The organism is Plesiocystis pacifica SIR-1, from assembly GCF_000170895.1.
GTDB lineage: Bacteria > Myxococcota_A > Polyangia > Nannocystales > Nannocystaceae > Plesiocystis > Plesiocystis pacifica.
Genome location: NZ_ABCS01000070.1, coordinates 1 through 17884, shown reverse-complemented (window position 1 = coordinate 17884; position 17884 = coordinate 1). Strand labels below are relative to the sequence as shown.

The 17884-nt window shown below is 72.0% G+C and carries 11 protein-coding genes and 2 tRNA genes; 8 read left to right on the top strand and 5 right to left on the bottom strand.

The genetic code is table 11. The features are described from left to right. Complete coding sequence (locus PPSIR1_RS28310) at positions 1–1155, bottom strand: hypothetical protein (RefSeq protein ID WP_157596065.1); 1155 nt, start codon at positions 1153–1155, stop codon at positions 1–3. Between the two features lie 40 nt (positions 1156–1195). Here PPSIR1_RS28310 and PPSIR1_RS28305 point away from each other — a divergent pair, with 40 nt between their 5' ends. From PPSIR1_RS28305 to PPSIR1_RS28295, 3 genes are all read left to right on the top strand, one after another. Then, positions 1196–2518, top strand: coding sequence for an SDR family NAD(P)-dependent oxidoreductase (locus tag PPSIR1_RS28305; RefSeq protein ID WP_006974628.1), 1323 nt, complete (start codon positions 1196–1198; stop codon positions 2516–2518). Between the two features lie 9 nt (positions 2519–2527). Then, positions 2528–2600 (top strand) — tRNA-Met (locus PPSIR1_RS28300). 32 nt (positions 2601–2632) lie between these two features. Then, positions 2633–2705: transfer RNA gene (locus PPSIR1_RS28295), tRNA-Ala, on the top strand. Between the two features lie 46 nt (positions 2706–2751). Here PPSIR1_RS28295 and PPSIR1_RS28290 read toward each other — a convergent pair. Both PPSIR1_RS28290 and PPSIR1_RS28285 read right to left on the bottom strand, forming a co-directional pair. Then, entirely contained in the window at positions 2752–6777 is a 4026-nt protein-coding gene (locus tag PPSIR1_RS28290; RefSeq protein WP_232296561.1) for a thrombospondin type 3 repeat-containing protein, read from the bottom strand. Between the two features lie 316 nt (positions 6778–7093). Continuing rightward, positions 7094–8002: an Fpg/Nei family DNA glycosylase gene (locus tag PPSIR1_RS28285; protein ID WP_006974626.1), complete on the bottom strand. Its 909-nt coding sequence runs from the start codon at positions 8000–8002 to the stop codon at positions 7094–7096. Positions 8003–8107: 105 nt separating this feature from the next. Between PPSIR1_RS28285 and PPSIR1_RS28280 the strand changes: the two genes are divergently transcribed. The 4 genes from PPSIR1_RS28280 (at position 8108) to PPSIR1_RS49610 (ending at position 13388) form a co-directional block, all read left to right on the top strand. Continuing rightward, complete coding sequence (locus PPSIR1_RS28280) at positions 8108–10552, top strand: protein kinase domain-containing protein (RefSeq protein ID WP_086001766.1); 2445 nt, start codon at positions 8108–8110, stop codon at positions 10550–10552. A 112-nt stretch (positions 10553–10664) separates the two neighbouring features. Continuing rightward, complete coding sequence (locus PPSIR1_RS28275) at positions 10665–11183, top strand: hypothetical protein (RefSeq protein ID WP_006974624.1); 519 nt, start codon at positions 10665–10667, stop codon at positions 11181–11183. Between the two features lie 57 nt (positions 11184–11240). Further along, the gene (locus PPSIR1_RS44060) at positions 11241–12029 is read left to right on the top strand and encodes an STAS domain-containing protein (protein ID WP_053335437.1); all 789 of its coding nucleotides are present in this window, start codon (positions 11241–11243) and stop codon (positions 12027–12029) included. A gap of 39 nt (positions 12030–12068) precedes the next feature. Next, a complete protein-coding gene (locus PPSIR1_RS49610) occupies positions 12069–13388 on the top strand; it encodes a hypothetical protein (RefSeq protein ID WP_006974622.1) in 1320 nt (439 codons plus the stop codon). A 4-nt stretch (positions 13389–13392) separates the two neighbouring features. Here PPSIR1_RS49610 and PPSIR1_RS28260 read toward each other — a convergent pair whose 3' ends face one another. Further along, on the bottom strand, positions 13393–14769 hold the full coding sequence (locus tag PPSIR1_RS28260; RefSeq protein ID WP_045116917.1) for a sigma-54-dependent transcriptional regulator: 1377 nt from the start codon (positions 14767–14769) through the stop codon (positions 13393–13395). 5 nt (positions 14770–14774) lie between these two features. After that, a complete protein-coding gene (locus PPSIR1_RS48360) occupies positions 14775–16262 on the bottom strand; it encodes a sensor histidine kinase (protein WP_006974620.1) in 1488 nt (495 codons plus the stop codon). Positions 16263–16429: 167 nt separating this feature from the next. On the opposite strand from PPSIR1_RS48360, the gene PPSIR1_RS28250 reads away from it, so the two are divergent. Then, positions 16430–17884 (top strand): serine/threonine-protein kinase (locus PPSIR1_RS28250; protein ID WP_006974619.1); only part of this gene is annotated, 1455 nt, incomplete at its 3' end.

The window sequence follows — 17884 nt, the reverse complement described above, 5'->3', positions numbered from 1 at the left end:
CTACTCGACCACCTCGACCTCCCCTTCATCCTCATCCTCATCCTCGAGCTCGCCGCAGGCCCCGGGGAGCACGGGGTCGGCCGTGGCCGTCGTGAGATCCAGGCGGTGGATCCGCTCGCGCTTCCCCTCCCAGCTGCGCGCGTAGTAGCCCCCCGGGCCCTCGCCGATCCGCACCTCGCGCGAGCTGGTCAGCAGTGGCAGCTGCTCGCGCATCAGCACCCAGCGACCCCGGGGCTTCGGCTGGATCACCGTCAGCGATTGGTACTGGACCCGGGTCTCCCGCGCGCGCGGCGGGTCCCCGTACTCGTCGATGTCCCGCCAGGTCAGACCGAGCTCGCCCAGGGCCCTGCCCAAGAGCGCCTCCCCCTCGTAGGTGCTGTCCCACTCGACCGCCTCGGCCCGCGGCAGCGCGCTCCAGTCGAAGGCGCGGACGGCCTCGCAGTCGAGGGGCGGCGGGGGCAGATCGAGGGCGAGGTCCGGGCACGCGTGGTCGCGGCGGATCGCCCCCTCGGCGTCGCGGGCAAAGGTCAGGCGCCTGTCCAGGGTCACCTCGCCATCGTCCGGCCCGGCGAACCACCACAGCTGGCGCGTGACGATCTCGAGGCTGTCTGCGTCCCCGCGGAAGCGGCGGAACTCGGGGGCGTCGTTGAACTGCGAGTAGAACTCGGCGACTTGCCCGAGCAGCACGTAGCCGTTGTCGCCGCGCAGGGCCAGGTAGACGTCGTCGCGGTCGTCCGAGCGCACCCAGTGGCGGACGAAGAGCTCGGCCCGCCCACCCAGGGCTCGGGTGCTGCGCTTGCTCGCGCTCACGTCCGAGCCCGTCGCCGCGTCGCCCAGCCGCCCGCAGCGGCCCAGGGGGATGTCGGCCAGGATCCCGCGCCGGCACAGATCTTCGGCATCGCTGAACACCCGCAGCCGGGGGCACTGGCCGTTGGGGCCGACGTGGCCCAGGGGTGGCTCGGGCTGCGGCGCGGCCTCGGGGGTGTGGCGGTAGTCGAAGCGCGGCGCGTCGTCGACGACCGCGGGGGCGCTCGACAGCGACAGCGGCTGGGGCGGCGGGGCCGTGCACGCCGCCACGGCGAGGCACGAGAGCAAGAGCGAGCGCGTCGTCGAGGGCACAGCTCGACGTCCGCCGAGGGGGCCAAAACGGCTCATCGCTCGCAATGGAGGGCCGGCGCTCGGATACAATCGGGCGGTGAGCCTGACGGACGACGAGCTCGCCACCTGCCTCGAGCTGCTCGAGCGCAGCCGCGAGCTCGAGCCCAACGACCCGCGCTTTCTCGCCCTCGAGAACGCGGCGGCGCACCTGCGCAAGCACGCCAAGAAGCGACGCAAGGCCGCCCGACGCCGAGCGACGGCCGCCCACGATCGGGCGCTGCGCGAACAGACCGGCCAGGCCGGAGCGGGCGAGGCCCCGGCCCCGGCCCCCGCTCAGACCCTGCGCGAGCGCGCCTGCTACGTCTGCAAGCAGCCCTACCGCGAGCTCCACGGCTACTACCGCTCGCTGTGTCCGCGCTGCGGCGACGCCTCCCAGGCCATGCGCGAGCTGCCCGTGTCGCTCGCCGGGCGCCGCGTGCTGATCACCGGCGGGCGGGTCAAGATCGGCTACGCGACCGCCCTGCGCTGCCTGCGGGCGGGAGCCGAGGTCGCCGTGACCACGCGCTTCCCCGCGGACGCGGCCCAGCGCTATGCCGCCGAGCCCGACGCCGCGAGCTGGGGCGAGCGGCTGACCATCCACGGCCTCGACTTTCGCCGCCTCGACGACGTGATGCGGGCCATCGAGGCCTGGCGCGACCCCGCGTCGGGGCACCTCGACCTGCTGATCAACAACGCTGCGCAGACGGTGTGGCACGGGCCCGAGCACTACGCGGCCCTGTACGCCGCGGAGGCCCGAGCCGCAGCGACGGCGCTCCCTGGCCCGCGGCCTCCAGATACGCCGGGCTTCGCCGTCGAGCGCTGGGGGGCCCCGGACAGCGGCTCCCGCCCTGCCCTCGGCCGCAGCCTCGAGGGCGTCGACCTGGCCATCGATCTACGCCGCGAGCACAGCTGGGTCATGCGCCTGGCCGAGGTCCCGCCCGTCGAGATGGTCGAGACCCAGGTCGTCAACGCCATCGTCCCCGCCTTGCTGTGCAGCCGCCTCGAGCCCGCCCTGCTGCGCTCGCCCTTCCCCGACCGCTACGTCGTCAACGTCACCGCCGTCGAGGGCCAGTTTCGCCGGACCACCAAGCTCGTCCGCCACCCCCACACCAACATGGCCAAGGCCGGGCTCAACATGATCACCCGGACTTCGGCCCACGACTACGCCGAGCGCGGCATCTACATGGTCAGCGTCGACCCTGGCTGGGTCAGCCACGAAGGGCCCGCCGCCGCCCGGGCCAAGGCCGAGGCCGAAGGCTTCCACCCGCCCCTCGACATGGACGACGCCGCCGCCCGCATCCTCGACCCCGTGGCCCGCGGCCTCGCCGGCCGCCCGATCTGGGGCGTGCTGCTCAAGGACTACGCCGAGGTCCCCTGGTAAGCTCGACGCGGCGAGGTAGCACAGTGGACGATGCGCCGCACTCATCCTGCGGAGGACGTCGGTTCGAACCCGACTCTCGCCTGTCGACCCGCTACGCTACACTCCTCCCACTCGAGCGGGGTAGCACAACGGACGATGCGCCGCCTCTGCAAGGCGGAGGAAGCCGGTTCGACTCCGGTCCCCGCTCTTCGTCCTGATCAATCAGATCAATCAGATCAATCAGATCAATCGGCTCAGTCGGACCCTGAATCCGTGTCGGTGTCCGTGCCCGTCTCCCCTTCGCTCTCGTCCACGCACAGCTCCGCCCACGCGAACGCCCCGGAGCAGTAGTAGCCGAGCTCGACGTTGCCAAAGCTCTCGCCCACGCGGTTGTCGGGGTCGAAGGCCAGCGGGCACAGGTCGCAGGCGTCCCCGATCCCGTCGAAGTCCTGGTCGGGCGTGGGCAGGCTGCACAGGTAGCGCCACACCGAGCCTGGGTCGTCGCCGGCCTCGACCACGAAGCGCGGGTTGGCCTGGGCCGGGGCGCAGCCGGGGTCGCCGGGGTCGCACATGCCGTAGAATTCGAGGGCCTCGGCGCAGCCCGGCGGGAGCTCGAACACCCCGGGCGCCGACTCGAGGGCGTCGGGCAGCGGGCGGCAGTGGACCCCGTCGGGCACGTCCAGGTCGGGGTTGGCCACGTCCGCGCAGCCGCGGACCACCGGGAAGCCGTAGGGGTCGCACAGCCCCTCGCAGCCCCAGCTGCCGTCCTCGTGCTCGACGTAGACGCCGTCGCCCGGGTAGGTCGTCGTGCAGCAGGTCCCCTCGACCGCGACGGCCATGAACGCCAGGCCCCGCGGCGAGTCGGCCTCGCGGCAGTCCTCGCCGCGCTCGCAAGGCGTACCGACGAAGTCCTCGTCGGGGTCGTCGAGCTCCGGGCCGCCGGGGACCCCCTGCACGGGGTTGAACACCGAGGGGCAGGTGTCGCAGGCGTCCCCGCTCTGGTCGCCGTCGCTGTCGAGGTGGTTGCAGACGCCGCCCAGGGGGTCGGAGCAGCTGCGCCCCGGGGGGCAGGGCTCGGCGTCGGAGCACGGCTGGATGTCCACGGGCAGGCGCGGACACAGGTCGACGAGGTTGCTCAGGCCGTCCTGGTCGAAGTCGTCGTCGTTGGCGAAGCCCACCGGGCCCGCGGCGTGGCCGAGGATCTGCGCGCCGACGCCGGGCTCGTCCACGCCGACTTGGCAGGCGTCGCCGATCATGTCCTCGTTCGCGTCGATCTGGCAGTCGTCGGCGAACACGTTGATGGCCGCGCCGAACACGTAGGGCTGGCCCGGGCCAAAGCCGCTGCAGTTGGCGACCGCCGGGCAGTTGTCACAGACGTCGCCGATGCCGTCGCCGTCGTAGTCCGACTGGTTTGGGTTCCCGCGCACCAACAGGCGCGGATCCGCCGGCTCGAAGTCGCCGTAGTTGTAGAGCGTGGTCGCCCGCCCGCAGCTGTCGCAGGCGTTGCCGATCCCGTCGTCGTCGGTGTCGGCGTTGCCCTCGGGGTTGGCGTAGCCCCCGCCCAGCGGGCACGGATCCGCGACGTCGCCGATGCCGTCCGCGTCCGAGTCGCGCTGGTCGGCGTTGGCCTGCCCGCTCGCGTTGTCGCAGGCCAGGTCGACGCCGTCCTGGTCCGGGTCGCGGCCGCAGCTGGGCGGGTCGATGACGAAGTCGATGCGGTGGTCCCGGTAGCCCGAGGCCCCGGCGCCGATCAGCGGCATGCCGCACACGTCGTGAAAGGCGGACGCGTAGGCGAGCTCGGCCGCGGCCGCGGCGTCTGGGTTGGCGTCGGCCTGGTCGAGCACCGCCGCGAGCTCGGCCCAGGAGTCGAAGCCCTCGAGGCCCGGCACGCGCAGGCGGTAGCGACCCGTGCGCGGCCGGCCGAACTGGTCCGGCTCCTCGCTGGCCTCGCTGAGCCAGGTCGGGAAGCCCGGCCGGTCGGCGCTCACCCGGACCACCCCCTCGCCCTGCCCCGACACGTCGACGCGCAGGCACGGCGGCGCGTCCTCGCCGACGAGCTCCGGGGAGTCGCTGCACCCCTGCCCGCCCGCGACCACGTGGCCCTCGACCCAGCACGCGGGCGACTCGCTGACCGAGCAGGGCACGCCCTCGGCGTCGACGGCCCCCGGCGTCGCGTCGCGCTCGAGGGCCACGATCGCCAGCTTGCGCAGGTTCCGGGGCGCGAGGGCGTACTTGTTGGACAGGCGCAGGCTGAAGTCCTCGCACGCGCTGATGATCTGCTCGTCCACGGGCGTCCCGCTGTCGGGGACGACGTGGAACTCGGGGGTCGAGAAGGGGTAGCGCAGGCGCGGGCCGTCGGCGCCCACGGGCACGGAGCTGGCCAGGGTGTTGCCGAGCTTGTCGACGATCTGCTCGCCCTCGGCGGCGAACACGACGGCGTAGTCCGAGGCCGAGCACAGCCCGCGGTCGAAGTTCTCCGCGGTCTCGACGGGCCCCTCGTCGTGCATGCGCCAGCCGTCGAGGGCGGTCAGCGGGCCCACGTCCCCGCGCTGCTCGGCGCAGGCCTCGACGAGCGCCCGCCGGGTGTTGCCCAGATCCGCGGGCTCGTAGAGCACGGCCTTGAGCGCCGGGTCGTAGGCCACCCCGCCCTCGCGGGTCACGAAGCGCCCGAGGTAGTGGCCCTCGTTGCTGTCCCCGTCCGCGCGCTCGAGCGCCCCCCAGGGCGCGGTGCAGCCGACCTCGATCGCGTCCGCGCAGATCGAGGGCTGCTCGCTGGGCTCCCCGCAAAAGCACTCGCGCACCTCCCGGGGCAGGTCCGCGCGGCGGTCGTAGCGGGCCACGGCCTCGACCGCCGGCTGCATGAGCGGGTCGCAGCGCAGCCCCGGCTCGTGGCCCAGCTCCTCCTTGCAGCACTCGTCGACGCTCAGGAAGCCGTCGGAGGGATCGACGTCGCACAGGGACAGGCGCGAGCCCGCGTCGACCTTCTCGCAGTCTGCGTCGGGCGGACAGGCCAAAAACTCCGCGCTCACGACCCGGCACGCGCCCGCGGCCCGGACGTCGAAGCGGGTGTCGACGCACACCGGCAGCTCGGCGTCGTCCCACGCGTACTCGCAGTCCACGAACCACTCGGGCTCGCAGTGGCCCACGTTGTCGCCGCAGTTCGGGTTCGGCACCTCGCAGGCTTCGCCGTCCTCCGTCTCGCCCACGCAGACCTCCCCCGCCGGGCAGTCCTCGTAGCTGGTGCAGCTCGGGCCCTCGAACATCCCCTCGGGGCGGTCGTCCGGATGGGTCTCGCGCACGGCGTCGGCCAGCGGCATGTTCCAGACCCGCGCCTCGCCGAGCCACTCGTAGGCGTAGCGCTGGATCTCGGCGCTGCGGTCGACGGAGGGCGAGAAATTCCGGCAGCTCTGGAACACCGCCGCGGTGTCGCACTCGATCGCCGTGTAGGGCGTGCGCGCGTGGCCCAGGCTATCGACCCCGTAGCGCGCGACGTCCACGGAGGTCGCAAAGTCGCAGGGCGAGCAGCAGGTGTCGGGGCCCTCGAGGGGCGCCTCGCAGCCCTGCGCGCGCCAGTCGGTCTGCCCGCGGAAGGAGCCCATCACGCCCTCGGGCTCGACCCGCCGGGGCAGGCGTCGACCCCCGTGGACGAAGGTGCCGTCGCAGATCTCCGGGTTCTCGGCCAGGACCTGGGCGTCGAAGTCGATGCCCTCCGCGCGCAGGTTGTCGATGCAGCTGAGGTTGACCGCCCGAGGCACGCTCGCAAAGCCCTCGGAGTCGCCGGGGTCGAAGTCGCCGTTGTAGCGGGTGATCGGCCCCTCGATGTGGGCGACGCCGACCTTCCAGTCGTAGACCTCGAGCTGCGCGGGGTCGTCGAGGCGCCGCCGGATCGACTCGACGGAGTCGCCGTCGAGGAGGTTGTTGAACACGAACTGCACGCCCTCGGCGGTGATCAGCGGCGAGAGCTTGCAGTACTCCTCGGGCCCGCGCTCGGACTCGAGGGCCTCGGGGCGCTCGAGGCAGTCGCCGATGTCGTCGACGAAGTAGCGCACCTCGCCCGTGCCCTCGCTGAGCGAGTGGACCAGCTCGCCGCGGTAGTTGGGCCCGGACAGGCTGTGGAGCACCAGGCGCTTGGGATCACAGATGCCGCACTGGCTGTCGGACACGCAGCCGACCAGGGACAGCGCCACCCCGCTCAGGCCCAGGGCCGTGTAGACCAGGGACCCGCGCCGAGTGTTGCCGGCTCTGCCCCAGCCCAGACGCCCCCCCGAGCACCGCCGCATGACCCCAGTGTCGCACACTCGGGTGTTCGCGCCAGCTAGCAGGGCATCGGAGAAGTCATCGCGGCTCCTCGCGCCGTGGATTTTCGTCGAGATCGCGGAGCCAAAGCGCCGCTGTGGTGGATCCCACCGCAAGTTTTGGCGACAAAGAGCTCGGCGAAAAGACCAAGCGAGGTGTCGTGAGGACTTCTCCGATGTCCTACCGAGAAAGGCAGCCGCCCACGGGTTCAACGCCAGCTGAGTCCGTGGACGACGCTTTCCTGGATCATGGGTCCCGGCGTGGCCGGGGTGGGCGACTGCTAGCGCACCGATCGGCGCTCTAGCGCCGGCGCTCGTCCTTGAAGGCCTCGAGGGCTTCGAGGCTCTTGGGCCAGTCCTTGGCCAGCAGGCGCGACAGGCTGCGGTCGGCGAGCAGCTTGCCCCCGGTCTGGCAGGTCGCGCAGTAGTTGGTCTCGCGCGAGGCGTAGACGATTCGCTGCACCGGATCCCCACACTCGGGGCAGGGTTCGCCGTACTTGCCGTGCACCGCCATGTCGGCGCGAAAGGCCGTGACCTTGCTCGGGAAGCCCTCGCCGAAGTCCTCGCGCAAGCGCGCCGTCGAGGCCTCGAGGCAGGACTTGCACGCCGCGTGCAGGGCCTCGATCTCGGCCGCGCTCAGCCGCGAGGTCCACTTGATGGGCGAGAGCTTGGCCGCGTGCAGAATCTCGTCGGAGTAGGCGTTGCCGATGCCGTCGAGGATGCGCGGATCCGTGAGCGCGCGCTTGAGGGTGTGGTTGCGGGCCTGGATCGCCGCGCCGAATTCCGAGCTGCTCGCCTCGAACACGTCGACGCCGCCCGGGTCGTGCGCGGCCAACCCCTCCGCGCCGAGGGCGAGGTGCACCGACGCCCGTCGCTTGCTGCCCGCCTCGGTCAGGGTCAGCGCGCCGTGGTCAAAGTGCGCCGCGAGCAGGGTGCGCTTGCTCCCCAGCTTCGCCCCCGGCGCCTTCCAGTGCAGGCGTCCTGCGATCATCAGGTGGATGACGACATGGACCTCGCCCTCGAGCGTGAGCACCACGCGCTTGCCGAGGCGCGAGACCCCGGTCGCGCGCTTGCCCGCGAGGCTGCCGAGGCTCGGCTCGACGGAGCGGAGCACGAAGGGGTGCAGGATCTGGAGCCGGCTCAGGGTCTCGCCCACGACGCGCCGACGCAGGTGCTCGACGTAGAGGGTGATGTCGGGGAGCTCCGGCACGGGCCCAGTCTACCTTCGAGTCAGTAGAGGGATCGAGCACACCACGCCCCTTGGCTCTCAATCGAGCCTGTCGGCAATGGTTGCCAGTGATATGCTGATCCTTCGATGGTTGGCGGTGGACCCTCCTCGGCGCCGCGCTTGGCGTCCCCCCGGAGGCTGCGCCAATGGTTGTGGCCGTGGCTGCTGATCCTGCTCGCGCTCGGCACCGCATGCGTGCAGGGTCCCAGCCAGACGATCGACGCGTTCGAACTCGACGCCGGGCGCCAGGGCCAATCAGTCCAGTCAGTCCAATCAGTCCAGACGATCGAGCTCCCGGCGTGGTTCGAGGACCAGGTCGAGCCGCGGACGCGCTACACCCTGCGCGCCCACGTGTCCTTGCCCCCCGAGCTCCGCGGCCAGGCCCTCGATCTGAGCATCCCCCTGCTCCAGGCCCAGCTCGAGGTCGAGGCCGACGGCGAGCGCCTCCACCCCGACCAGCGCTACGCGGGCTACCGCGTCGCCCACCCCCGACGCTGGCGCGTGCCGGCGCGGCTCAGCGAAGACGGCGAGCTCGAGCTCGCGCTGCGGATCGAGCATGGCTGGTCCCAGAGCGCGTGGCTGACCAACAAACCCATGCTGCTCCCCGCGGGCGCCCCCGATCCGCGGGCGCGCACCATCGAGGCCGTCAACATTCGCGGCTCCTGGCTCGCCGTCGGGCTGCTCACCCAGATCGGCCTGACCTGCCTGCTGATCTACTCCCTCGATCGCCGCCGTCGCCCGTACATGTGGTTCGGCATCCAGGCCCTCAGCGCCACCGTCTACCCGGCCTTCACCTCCGGCCTGACCACCTGGCTGGGCCCCCTCGACACGGTGCTCGTCGAGCTCGGCCTGCTCGCCGCGCTGACGGCCTCGCTGTTCTTCACCCACACCCACTTCGACCCGAGCTGTCTGCGGACCGCCGGGCTGAGCGAGCCGCCGCGCTGGCTGCTGGGCCTCCTCGCCCTCGCGGCGGTCGTGGCCGTCCTCGTCCCCGGGCCCTTCGTGGCCACGACCATCAGCGCCCCGGCGGTGGTCGTGGCGGTCGCGGTGACCAGCGTCTACCAGATGGTGATCCTCGTCCGGCTGTGGCGACGCGGCGAGGTCGAGCGCCACGGCGACGTGGGCTTGCTGCTGGCCGCGTGGGTCGGGCTGAGCCTGGGCACCTGGGCCGACCTGAGCTGCTGGCTCGGCTTCGTCGACCCCCTCGGCGGCGTGCGCCCGGCGGGCCTGGGCCTGGCCGCCTTCGCCCTGTTCCTGTCGCTGCTGCTCAGCCGCAGCCACATCCGCTCGCTGCGCGAGTCCGACGCCCTCAACGTCGAGCTCGGCGAGCAGCTCGAGGCCCTGGAGCTCGAGCGCTCGCGGACCGCCGCCCTCAACGAGGACCTGCGCGCCCAGATCGCCGACCGCTCGGCCCAGCTGTTCACCGCCCTGGCCCTCGTCGAGGGCGCCGAGAACAGCCGCCAGATCCTGCTCCCGGGGACCGAGGTCAACGAGCGCTACCGCATCGAGCGGGTGCTCGGGTCCGGGGCCATGGGCATGGTCTACGAGGTCGCCCGGCTCAGCGACGAGTCCCGCTGGGCGATGAAGATCGCCAGCGAGAGCAGCGGGACGACCCTCGCCCGCCTCGCCCGCGAGGCCCACATCGCCAGCAAGATCGTCGACCCCAACGTGGTCCGCGTCCGCGACATCGACGTGTCGACCCAGGGCTTCATGTACGTGATCCTCGAGCTCGTCGAGGGCGAGAGCCTGCGCAAGCGCCTGGCTCGGGGGGTGCTCCCGGCCAAGGAGGCCACCTCGGTCCTGGCCCAGGTCGCCCGGGGCCTCGTCGCCCTGCACGCCGCCAGCGTCGCGCACCGGGACCTCAAGCCCGAGAACATTCTCCTGCGCACCACCGAGGAGTCCGCCGAGCGGGGGCAGGCCCACGCCAAGATCGCAGACTTTGGCATCTCTCGCCTGGGCACCTCGGAGCTCCCCGAGCTGCGCCGGCCAGCGGGCACGTCCTCGCCAGATGCCGACACCGCCAGGGAGCTCGCGGACCCCGATCCGCTCGAGCCTGACGCGGCGGCGGACGGGAGCGAGCCCGCGGACGAGTCCGAAGAAGCGACGATGAGCGAGACCTCGAGCCCCGCCTCCAGCGGGGGGAGCCTGTCGTCGAGCCTCAGCCTGACCCGCACGGGGGTGCTCGCCGGGACCCCGCACTACATCGCCCCGGAGCTGGCCCTCGGAGCGCCCACCACGACCCTCGCCTCGGACATGTTCAGCTTCGGCGTCGTCGCCTTCGAGACCCTCGCCGGCATCCGCCCCTTCGCCGTGCCCGTGGCCCTGAGCCTGCGCAGGGGCGAGAGCGCCGACCTCCTCGACATGAGCCCGCTGATCGTCCGCGACGTCGACGAGGCCCTCGCGCAGCTCATCGAAGGCTGCCTGGCCCTCGATCCCGAGGCCCGCCCGAGCGCCCGCGAGGCCGCCCGGGTGCTCGAGACCCTCGCCGAGGCCCAGGCCAAGGACGACGGCGCGCTCTCGGCCGCAGGTTGAGGCCCCCAAACTCGGGGTCGGTCAGGGCCCGAGTCGCTTCCGTGGTCATGCACGGTTGAATTTCACCGCGCGTTCACGGCACCCGTCCCGCGATTCTTGATACATTGAAATCGTGGGTGAGAAAAACGAGCAAAGTGGAGCCGCTCTCGCAACGTTCATCGTCGCCCTCGCCGACAATCAGGGCATCGTCGACAAGATCCTCGCCGACGCGAACATCGAGAGCATCGATCCCGAGACCTGGTACGACTACGAGTGGGCGGTGGCGTTCTTCTATCGAATCGAGCGCGAGCTCGGGAAGGCTGCGCTCACCGAGATCGGGCGGAGCATGATCGAGTCCGCGCTCTTCCCCCCGCAGATCAACAGCGTGGAAGTGCTGCTGGGCTCCCTCGACGCGTGGTTCAAGCTCAACGCCCGCGGCCCCGACGTCGGCGGCTTCACCTGCGAATTCGAGGACGAGCACGCCGCGGTCATCGAGAACTCGGCCTGGGGCCCCTGCTCCCTCAACCTCGGCGTGATCGCCGGGGCCTGCTCGCGCTTCGGCGTCAAGCCGCTCATCGAGCACGCCGCCGGAGGCTGCCAGGATCCAGGTGACGGACGCCCGAGCACCTGCGTCTACCGCGTGAGCTGGTGAACCCCCATGCAGCGGCCGCCGCTTTTGACATCGGCCCGCGAGGAGCTGATCGGGAGCGTGAGCGCCCGGCTCGCCAGGCGCCGCGCGAGCGCCTTTTCCTCCGCCGGAGAGGCGGCCTGCCAGGCCCTCGTCGAAGCGACCGTCGAGGCCCTCGAGCGCGACGTCGAGGCCGACCAACGCAGCGCCATGCGTGAGGCCGTGGAGGCCGTGTTCACCGAGATCGAGCCTGCGGACATGAGCTTCTCGGACCTGCGCTTTTTCGTGTCCAAGCTCCGCCAGGCCGTGCTCGACGCGGCCAGCGACGCCGCCCGCGCGTCCGTGGAGCAATGGTGCTTCGAGTTCTTCGGCGTGTGCACGACCCGCTTCGTCGTCGAGCGCGAGCACGACCTCGAGCACCAGAGCGCCCAACGCGACATCGCCCGGGCCGAGTTCCAGCTCGCCGAGCTGAAGATCGCCCTCGCCGACAAGACCGCCCTGCTCGAGCGGATCCGCGAGGTCTCGACGCCCATCGCCCCCGTCGCCCCCGGGGTGCTGCTCGTGCCCCTCGTCGGGACCTTCGATCGCTTCCGGGCCGAGCTGCTGACCGAGCGCTTGCTCGCCGAGATTTCCCGCGCGAAGACCCGCTCGGTCATCCTCGACATCGCCGGCGTGCCCATGTTCGACACCGACGGCGCCGAGCTGGTGATCCGCCTGACCCGCTGCGCCCGGCTGCTCGGAGCCCAGGTGATCCTCGTCGGCATCTCGCCGCAAAACGCCCGGGCCATCGTCAGCCTGAACGTCGACCTGGGCCAGCTGACGACCTGCGCGAACCTCCAAGAGGGCCTCGCCCGCGCCCAGCGACGCTGACGGGATGATCGACCCTCGCCTCCGTGGCACAACCACTACGTGCCCATCTGCCCCGCTCGCCTCGCCCCCGCCGCGACTCCTCGCTCGTGGTTCATCGCCCTCGGGCTCTGCCTCAACGCGAGCGTGAGCATGACCGCCTGTGTCGACGGCGAGCCTGGCACCGACGAAGCGGCGAGCTCGGACACCCACTCGACCGACACCGACTCCACCGACTCCGACACCGACACCGACTCCACCGACTCCGACTCCGACTCCACTGACACGGACTCCGACTCCACCGACACCGGCGGCCCCGACCTGGAAGAGGCGGTCTGGGTCCTCGAGCTCCCCAGCGACGAGGGCGGAAGCGTGCGCGACCTCGACGTCGCCCCGAACACGGACCTGCTCGTCGCCCAGGTCGACGCCGGCGAAGAGGGCGGCCTCGACGGCTGGGTGCACCGCGTCAGCGCGTCCGGGGAGCTGCTGTGGTCCCGCGACGTCGTCGACATCCCGCAGCGCGTGTGCGTCAACGAGGCCGGGCAGACCTACTTCCTGGGCTTCCCCTACGAGGGCCCCGGGAGCGAGGTCTTTCCCCGCTTGACCAAGCTCGACGTCGACGGCGAGACGCTGTGGTCCGAGGCCATCGCCCCAGGCCTCGCCGAGTTCGACGAGATCGGCGGAATCGAGTGCGCGCCTGGCCAAGACGAGGTCTACGTCTCGGGCCGGAGCGTCGACCAGCGCGGCTTTTGGGCGCGCTACGACGGACAGGGCGCCGAGCTGGCCCTCGTCGCGGACGTCCACGGGGGAGCGCCGGACACCCCGCCGACCCAGCTGACCTCGATCGCCCTGGTCGGGGAAGACGGACAGGGCGGGCTGCTGGCCACGAGCAGCGCCCTGGTCGAGCCGAACTCTGCCGGCTACGCGCTGGCCCTCGACGACCAGGGCCTGGTCGCCACCCAGACGAGCCTGGGCAGCGGCTTCACCATGGGCCCGTGGATCTCGACGCGGGGAGACCGGGTCGCCGCGGCCATCCTGAGCGAGGGCGAGAGCGACGACTACACCCTCGCGGTCAGCCTGTGCGACGCCCAGGGGGCCCCGCTGTGGACCCGGAGCGACCTGCCGGGGATCCCCAGCCTGACCGCGCGGCCGCTGATCTTCGACGGGGCCGGGGCCCTGTTCGCGACCATCCCCGGCTACGCGGGCGTCGTCGTCGCCAAGTACGAGCTCGGCGAGGGCGGGGGCGGGCCGGAGCCCGAGCTCTTCCACCTGACCGCGCCCGGCGACGCGGCCAGCCCGAGCACCCTGGGCGCGGGCTCGGGGCTGGTGTTCGTCGGCGGCCGCTTCGAGCAACAGCCCTGGCTGGCCGCCTTCTCCCTGTGAACCCTCAGTTCAAAGAATAGCGCTTGATCTTGTCGTAGAGGGTCCGCAGCCCGATGCCCAGCTCCTCCGCGGCCTTGCGCCGGTTGCCGTCGTGGCGACGCAGCGCCGCGATGATCGCCAGGCGCTCGAGCTCGGTCAGCGAGTGGGTCTCGTCGAGGGACACGATCGAGCCGTTGGTCGGCGCGACCGCCCCGGCGCCCATGCTCGACACCGAGCTGGTGGTCTGACCCGGGAGGGTGAACAGCACGTCCGAGCCGACGACGTCGCCGTCGGCGAGGATCGCCGCGCGCTCGAGGGTGTTGGCCAGCTCGCGCACGTTGCCGGGCCAGTCGGCGTTCATGAGCGCGGCGTGGGACGCCGGATCCAGGCGCAGGCCCGGGCGGCCGAGATCCCCGGCGACGCGCAGGAGCAGGCGCTCGGCCAGCGGCACGATGTCCTCCCGGCGCTCGCGCAGCGGCGGCAGGTGGACGGGGAAGACCGAGAGGCGGTGGTAGAGGTCCTCGCGGAAGCGGCCCTCTCGCATCATCTGCTGCAGGTCGCAGTTGGTCGCGGCGACCCAGCGGACCTCGGCGCGCAGGGTCTGGTTGCCGCCGACGCGCTCGAACTCCCGCTCTTGCAGGACGCGGAGCAACTTCGCCTGCAAGTTGAGGTCGAGCTCGCCGATCTCGTCGAGGAAGAAGGTCCCGCCGGCGGCGAGCTCGATCTTGCCGCGGCGCCGGGCCGCGGCCCCCGTGAACGCGCCCTTTTCGTGGCCAAAGAGCTCGCTCTCGAGCAGCGTGGGCGAGAGCGCGGCGCAGTTGACCGCGACGAAGGGGCCGGAGCGGCGGCGGCTGGCCGCGTGCAGGGCCCGCGCGGCGACCTCCTTGCCGGTCCCGCTCTCGCCGTGCAGCAGCACCGTCGCGTCGGTCACCGCGACCTTGTCGAGGGCCGCGACCACCGGGCGCATCGCCGGCGCCCCGAAGCTCAGGGAGGTCTCGTCGACGCCCTCGGACACGACCTCGCGCAGGGCCCGGAGGCGCCGACGCTCGAGCGCCCGCTCGGCGATGAGCCGCAGCTCCGCCGGGCTCGACAGCGGCTTTTGCAGGTAGTCGTAGACCCCCAGCTTCATCGCCTCGACCGCACTGTCGACGCTGCCGTGGGCGGTCATGACCACGATCTCGACCTCGGGCTGCTCCGAGCGCAGCCACCGGACCAGGGCCATGCCGTCCATGCGCGGCATCTTGAGGTCCGTGAGCACCAGCGAGAAGCCCGAGCGCCGCAGCTTGCCCTGGGCCTCCTCGCCGTCGCCTGCGACCTCGACATCGTAGCCCTCGTCCTCGAGCACCTCGGCGATGAACTCGCGGATGCCCTCTTCGTCGTCGGTTACCAGTATCCTTGCCATGTTCGTCACGTCTCCTCTCGCACGTGCCTGGGGATGGCTACGCGAAACACCGCCCCGCCCTCGGGGTGGTCAGTGACGCCGATCGTGCCTCCGTGGAGTTCGACGATGCGTCGGCTGACCGCCAGGCCGAGACCGGTGCCTCGCGTACGGGTAGTGTGGAATGGCTCAAAAATACGCTCGCGAGCATCGAGCGGAACTCCCGGTCCGCGGTCGCGGACCTCGAACACACAGCGGCCGCGCTCGACGAACACGCGGACGTCGACGCGTCCTTGGTCCTCGGCGCTGGCCTGCAGGCCGTTGTCGATGATGTTGCCGAGCACCTGCTGCATGCGCCCGGCGTCGAGGGGCCAGCGCTCGGGGGCGCGGCGCAGGTCGACCTCGACGCGGGCCGCGTCGAGGCCCGCGAGGGCCTCGGACACGAGGGTCTCGAGCGCGACCGAGCTGGGCTCGATCTCGCCGAGGCGCACGAAGGTCAGCAGGCCGGAGCTGAGCTCCTCGAGGCGCTGGGCCTCGTGGATGACCCGGGCGACCTTCCTGCGCGTGCGCTCGTCGACCTCGAGGCGATCGAGGCGCTCCTCGAGGAGCTGGGCGTGGCCCTTGAGCGAGGCCAGCGGGTTGCGCAGCTCGTGGGCGATGACGGCCGACATCTCGCCGAGGGCCGCGAGCTGACGCTGCTGGGCGGAGCGGCGCTCGCTCAGCTCGACGCTCAGGGACAGTCGCCACAGGCCGACGGCGGCGAGCAACATGAGCAGGGCGCCGGCGATGCCGACGGCCAGGCTGCGGTTGGCCCGGACGCGGAGCACGTGGGCGAGGCGGGGCTCGAACTCGATGACCAGGTGCCCCCCGGGGCCCGGCCCCTGAAAGGGCGGCCCCCCGCCAAAGCCAGGGCCCGGACCAGGACCGCCACGACCGGGACCGCCACGACCAGGGCCTCCCGCTCCGGGAGGTCGACCGGGCCCTTGCCCGTCCTCGGGGCCCGCTCGGTCCGGGCGAGAGCCCTGACGGTTGCGCATGTGCGGCGGCAAGGGAAAGGCCATGCGCACGACGGTCCGCTGGCCGAGCTGAAAGGTCTCCCGCCGGTCCCGACTCACGCGACGGATCGCGTCCCGGTCGATGCTCGCCACCGGCTCACCCACGCCGATCTCCAGCTCGCCGCCGAGGGCGTAGAGGCCGACGTGGGACACCCCGAGGTCGGCGTGATCGCGCAGCGTGTCCTCGAGCAGCTGCTCGTCGACGGCCTGCCCCGGCGGCACCCCGCGCATGATCTCGGCGCGGATGATCGAAGCTTGGCCCACGCTCACGGCGTCCCCGAGCTCCCGGGCGCTCATCCACGTCGACACGGCCACGAACAAGAGCAAGGCCGCCATGCCCACGCTGGCGACGAGGAAGCCGACCCGAACGCGCTGGGCCGAGGGCGCTTCGAGCTCGACACCCGGTGCGCCGGTGCCCTCCCTCGCCTCGCTGGCGTCGCTGTCGGCCGAACCCGATCGCATCTACGGATGTACAGAGCAAAAAGCTTGCCATGACTACATGGGCATTCCCGGGCCGACAGAGCCCATTCTAGCGGCGCCTGCGAGGATGACATGCAGTTTCTGCAGTTCACTATTCCGCACACACGACTACACCGTCGCCGACCTGCGCCGGGTACACTGGTCCACCGATGCCCGAGCCCTCGAACAGGCTCTCCCCGCGGACGAGGCCGTCCAGGGCCCGCGGTGAGGCTGACGACGCGGGGGAGACCGTCGACGCGGCCCCGGGTGACGGATCGGGTGCGCTGGGCTCGACCCTCGACGCCAACCCGGGAGCGGACCCCGACGCCGAGGCAGAGCCGGCCCCCGGCGCCAGCTTGGACTTCGTCGACGGCGGGCCGCCAGCGGGCTACGACTCCCAGGAGACCCTCGAAGCCCCCCCCGAGAGCACCATCGAGGGCATCGAGCTCATGGGCAGCCCACCCCGGCGCGTGGGCCCGGGCGCGACCCTCGGGGGCTATCGGATCGATCGGCGCCTGGGCGCGGGCGGGATGGGTGAGGTGTTCCTCGCTCAGCGCCTCAGCGACCAGCGGCGCTTCGCCCTCAAGGTCCTGTCCCAGACCCACGCCGCGCGCCTGTACCGCTTCAAGCGCGAGTTTCGGGCCCTCGCCGACGTCCGCCACGACAACCTCGTGGCCCTCGAGGAGCTCGTGGTCATGCCCGACGGCCGCGCCTTCTTCACCATGGAGGTCGTCGAGGGCGTGGCCTTCGTCGACTACGTGCGCCAGGGCGTGGGCAACGGCCAGCTGCCCAACCTGGTCCGGCTGAACCGGGCCCTGCGGCAGCTGATCACGGGCGTGCGACATCTGCATCGCGCGGGCTTCGTGCACCGCGACCTCAAGCCCTCGAACGTGCTGATCACGCGGGAGGGCCGGGTCGTCATCCTCGACTTTGGGCTGATCTCCGAGCTCGCCCAGCCCAGCCACCCGTCCAGCGACGAGGGCATGACCCGCGACGGGCAGATCATGGGCACCCCGGCCTACATGGCCCCGGAGCAGGCGGGCGAGGCCAACCACGGGCCCCCCGTCGACTACTACGCCGTCGGCGTGATGCTCTTCGAGTGCCTCACGGGCACCCTGCCCTTCCGCGGCCAGATCCTCGACATCCTCATCGACAAGCGCCACGGCAGCGTCCCCAGCTTGCGCGAGCGCCTGCACGAGAGCGCGCCGAGCTCGAAGACCTTCGAGGCCCTCGAAGACCTGTGCCGCCGCGCCCTGAGCCCGGCGCCCGGCGAGCGGCCCAAAGCCGAGGCCTGGCTCGCGGCCCTGGGTGTCGCGGGCTCGCCGAGCCCGGCGAGCGCCAGCGCGCCGCGGGCAGCGAGCGGCAACCAGGCGCCCTTCGTCGGACGCGAGGCCGAGCTCGCCGTGCTCCGCGATGCCCTGGCCACGATCCGCTCTCGCCTCGAACCAGTGGCCGTGCACATCCGCGGCGACAGCGGCCTGGGCAAGTCGGCGCTGGTGCTGCGCTTTTTGGACCAAGCCCGCGCCGAGGCGCCGGGGCTCGCGGTGCTGCGCGGCCGCTGCCTCGAGCGCGAGTCCGTGCCCTACAAGGGCATCGACGCCGTCGTCGACGCCCTCGCGGTCTAC

Excerpts from the sequence above, each read along its gene's own strand:
- PPSIR1_RS28290 (WP_232296561.1), bottom strand. The coding sequence starts at position 6,777 with ATGCGGCGGTGCTCGGGGGGGCGTCTGGGCTGGGGCAGAGCCGGCAAC.
- PPSIR1_RS48360 (WP_006974620.1), bottom strand. The coding sequence starts at position 16,262 with ATGCGATCGGGTTCGGCCGACAGCGACGCCAGCGAGGCGAGGGAGGGC.
- PPSIR1_RS28310 (WP_157596065.1), bottom strand. The coding sequence starts at position 1,155 with ATGAGCCGTTTTGGCCCCCTCGGCGGACGTCGAGCTGTGCCCTCGACG.
- PPSIR1_RS28260 (WP_045116917.1), bottom strand. The coding sequence starts at position 14,769 with ATGGCAAGGATACTGGTAACCGACGACGAAGAGGGCATCCGCGAGTTC.
- PPSIR1_RS28280 (WP_086001766.1), top strand. The coding sequence starts at position 8,108 with ATGGTTGGCGGTGGACCCTCCTCGGCGCCGCGCTTGGCGTCCCCCCGG.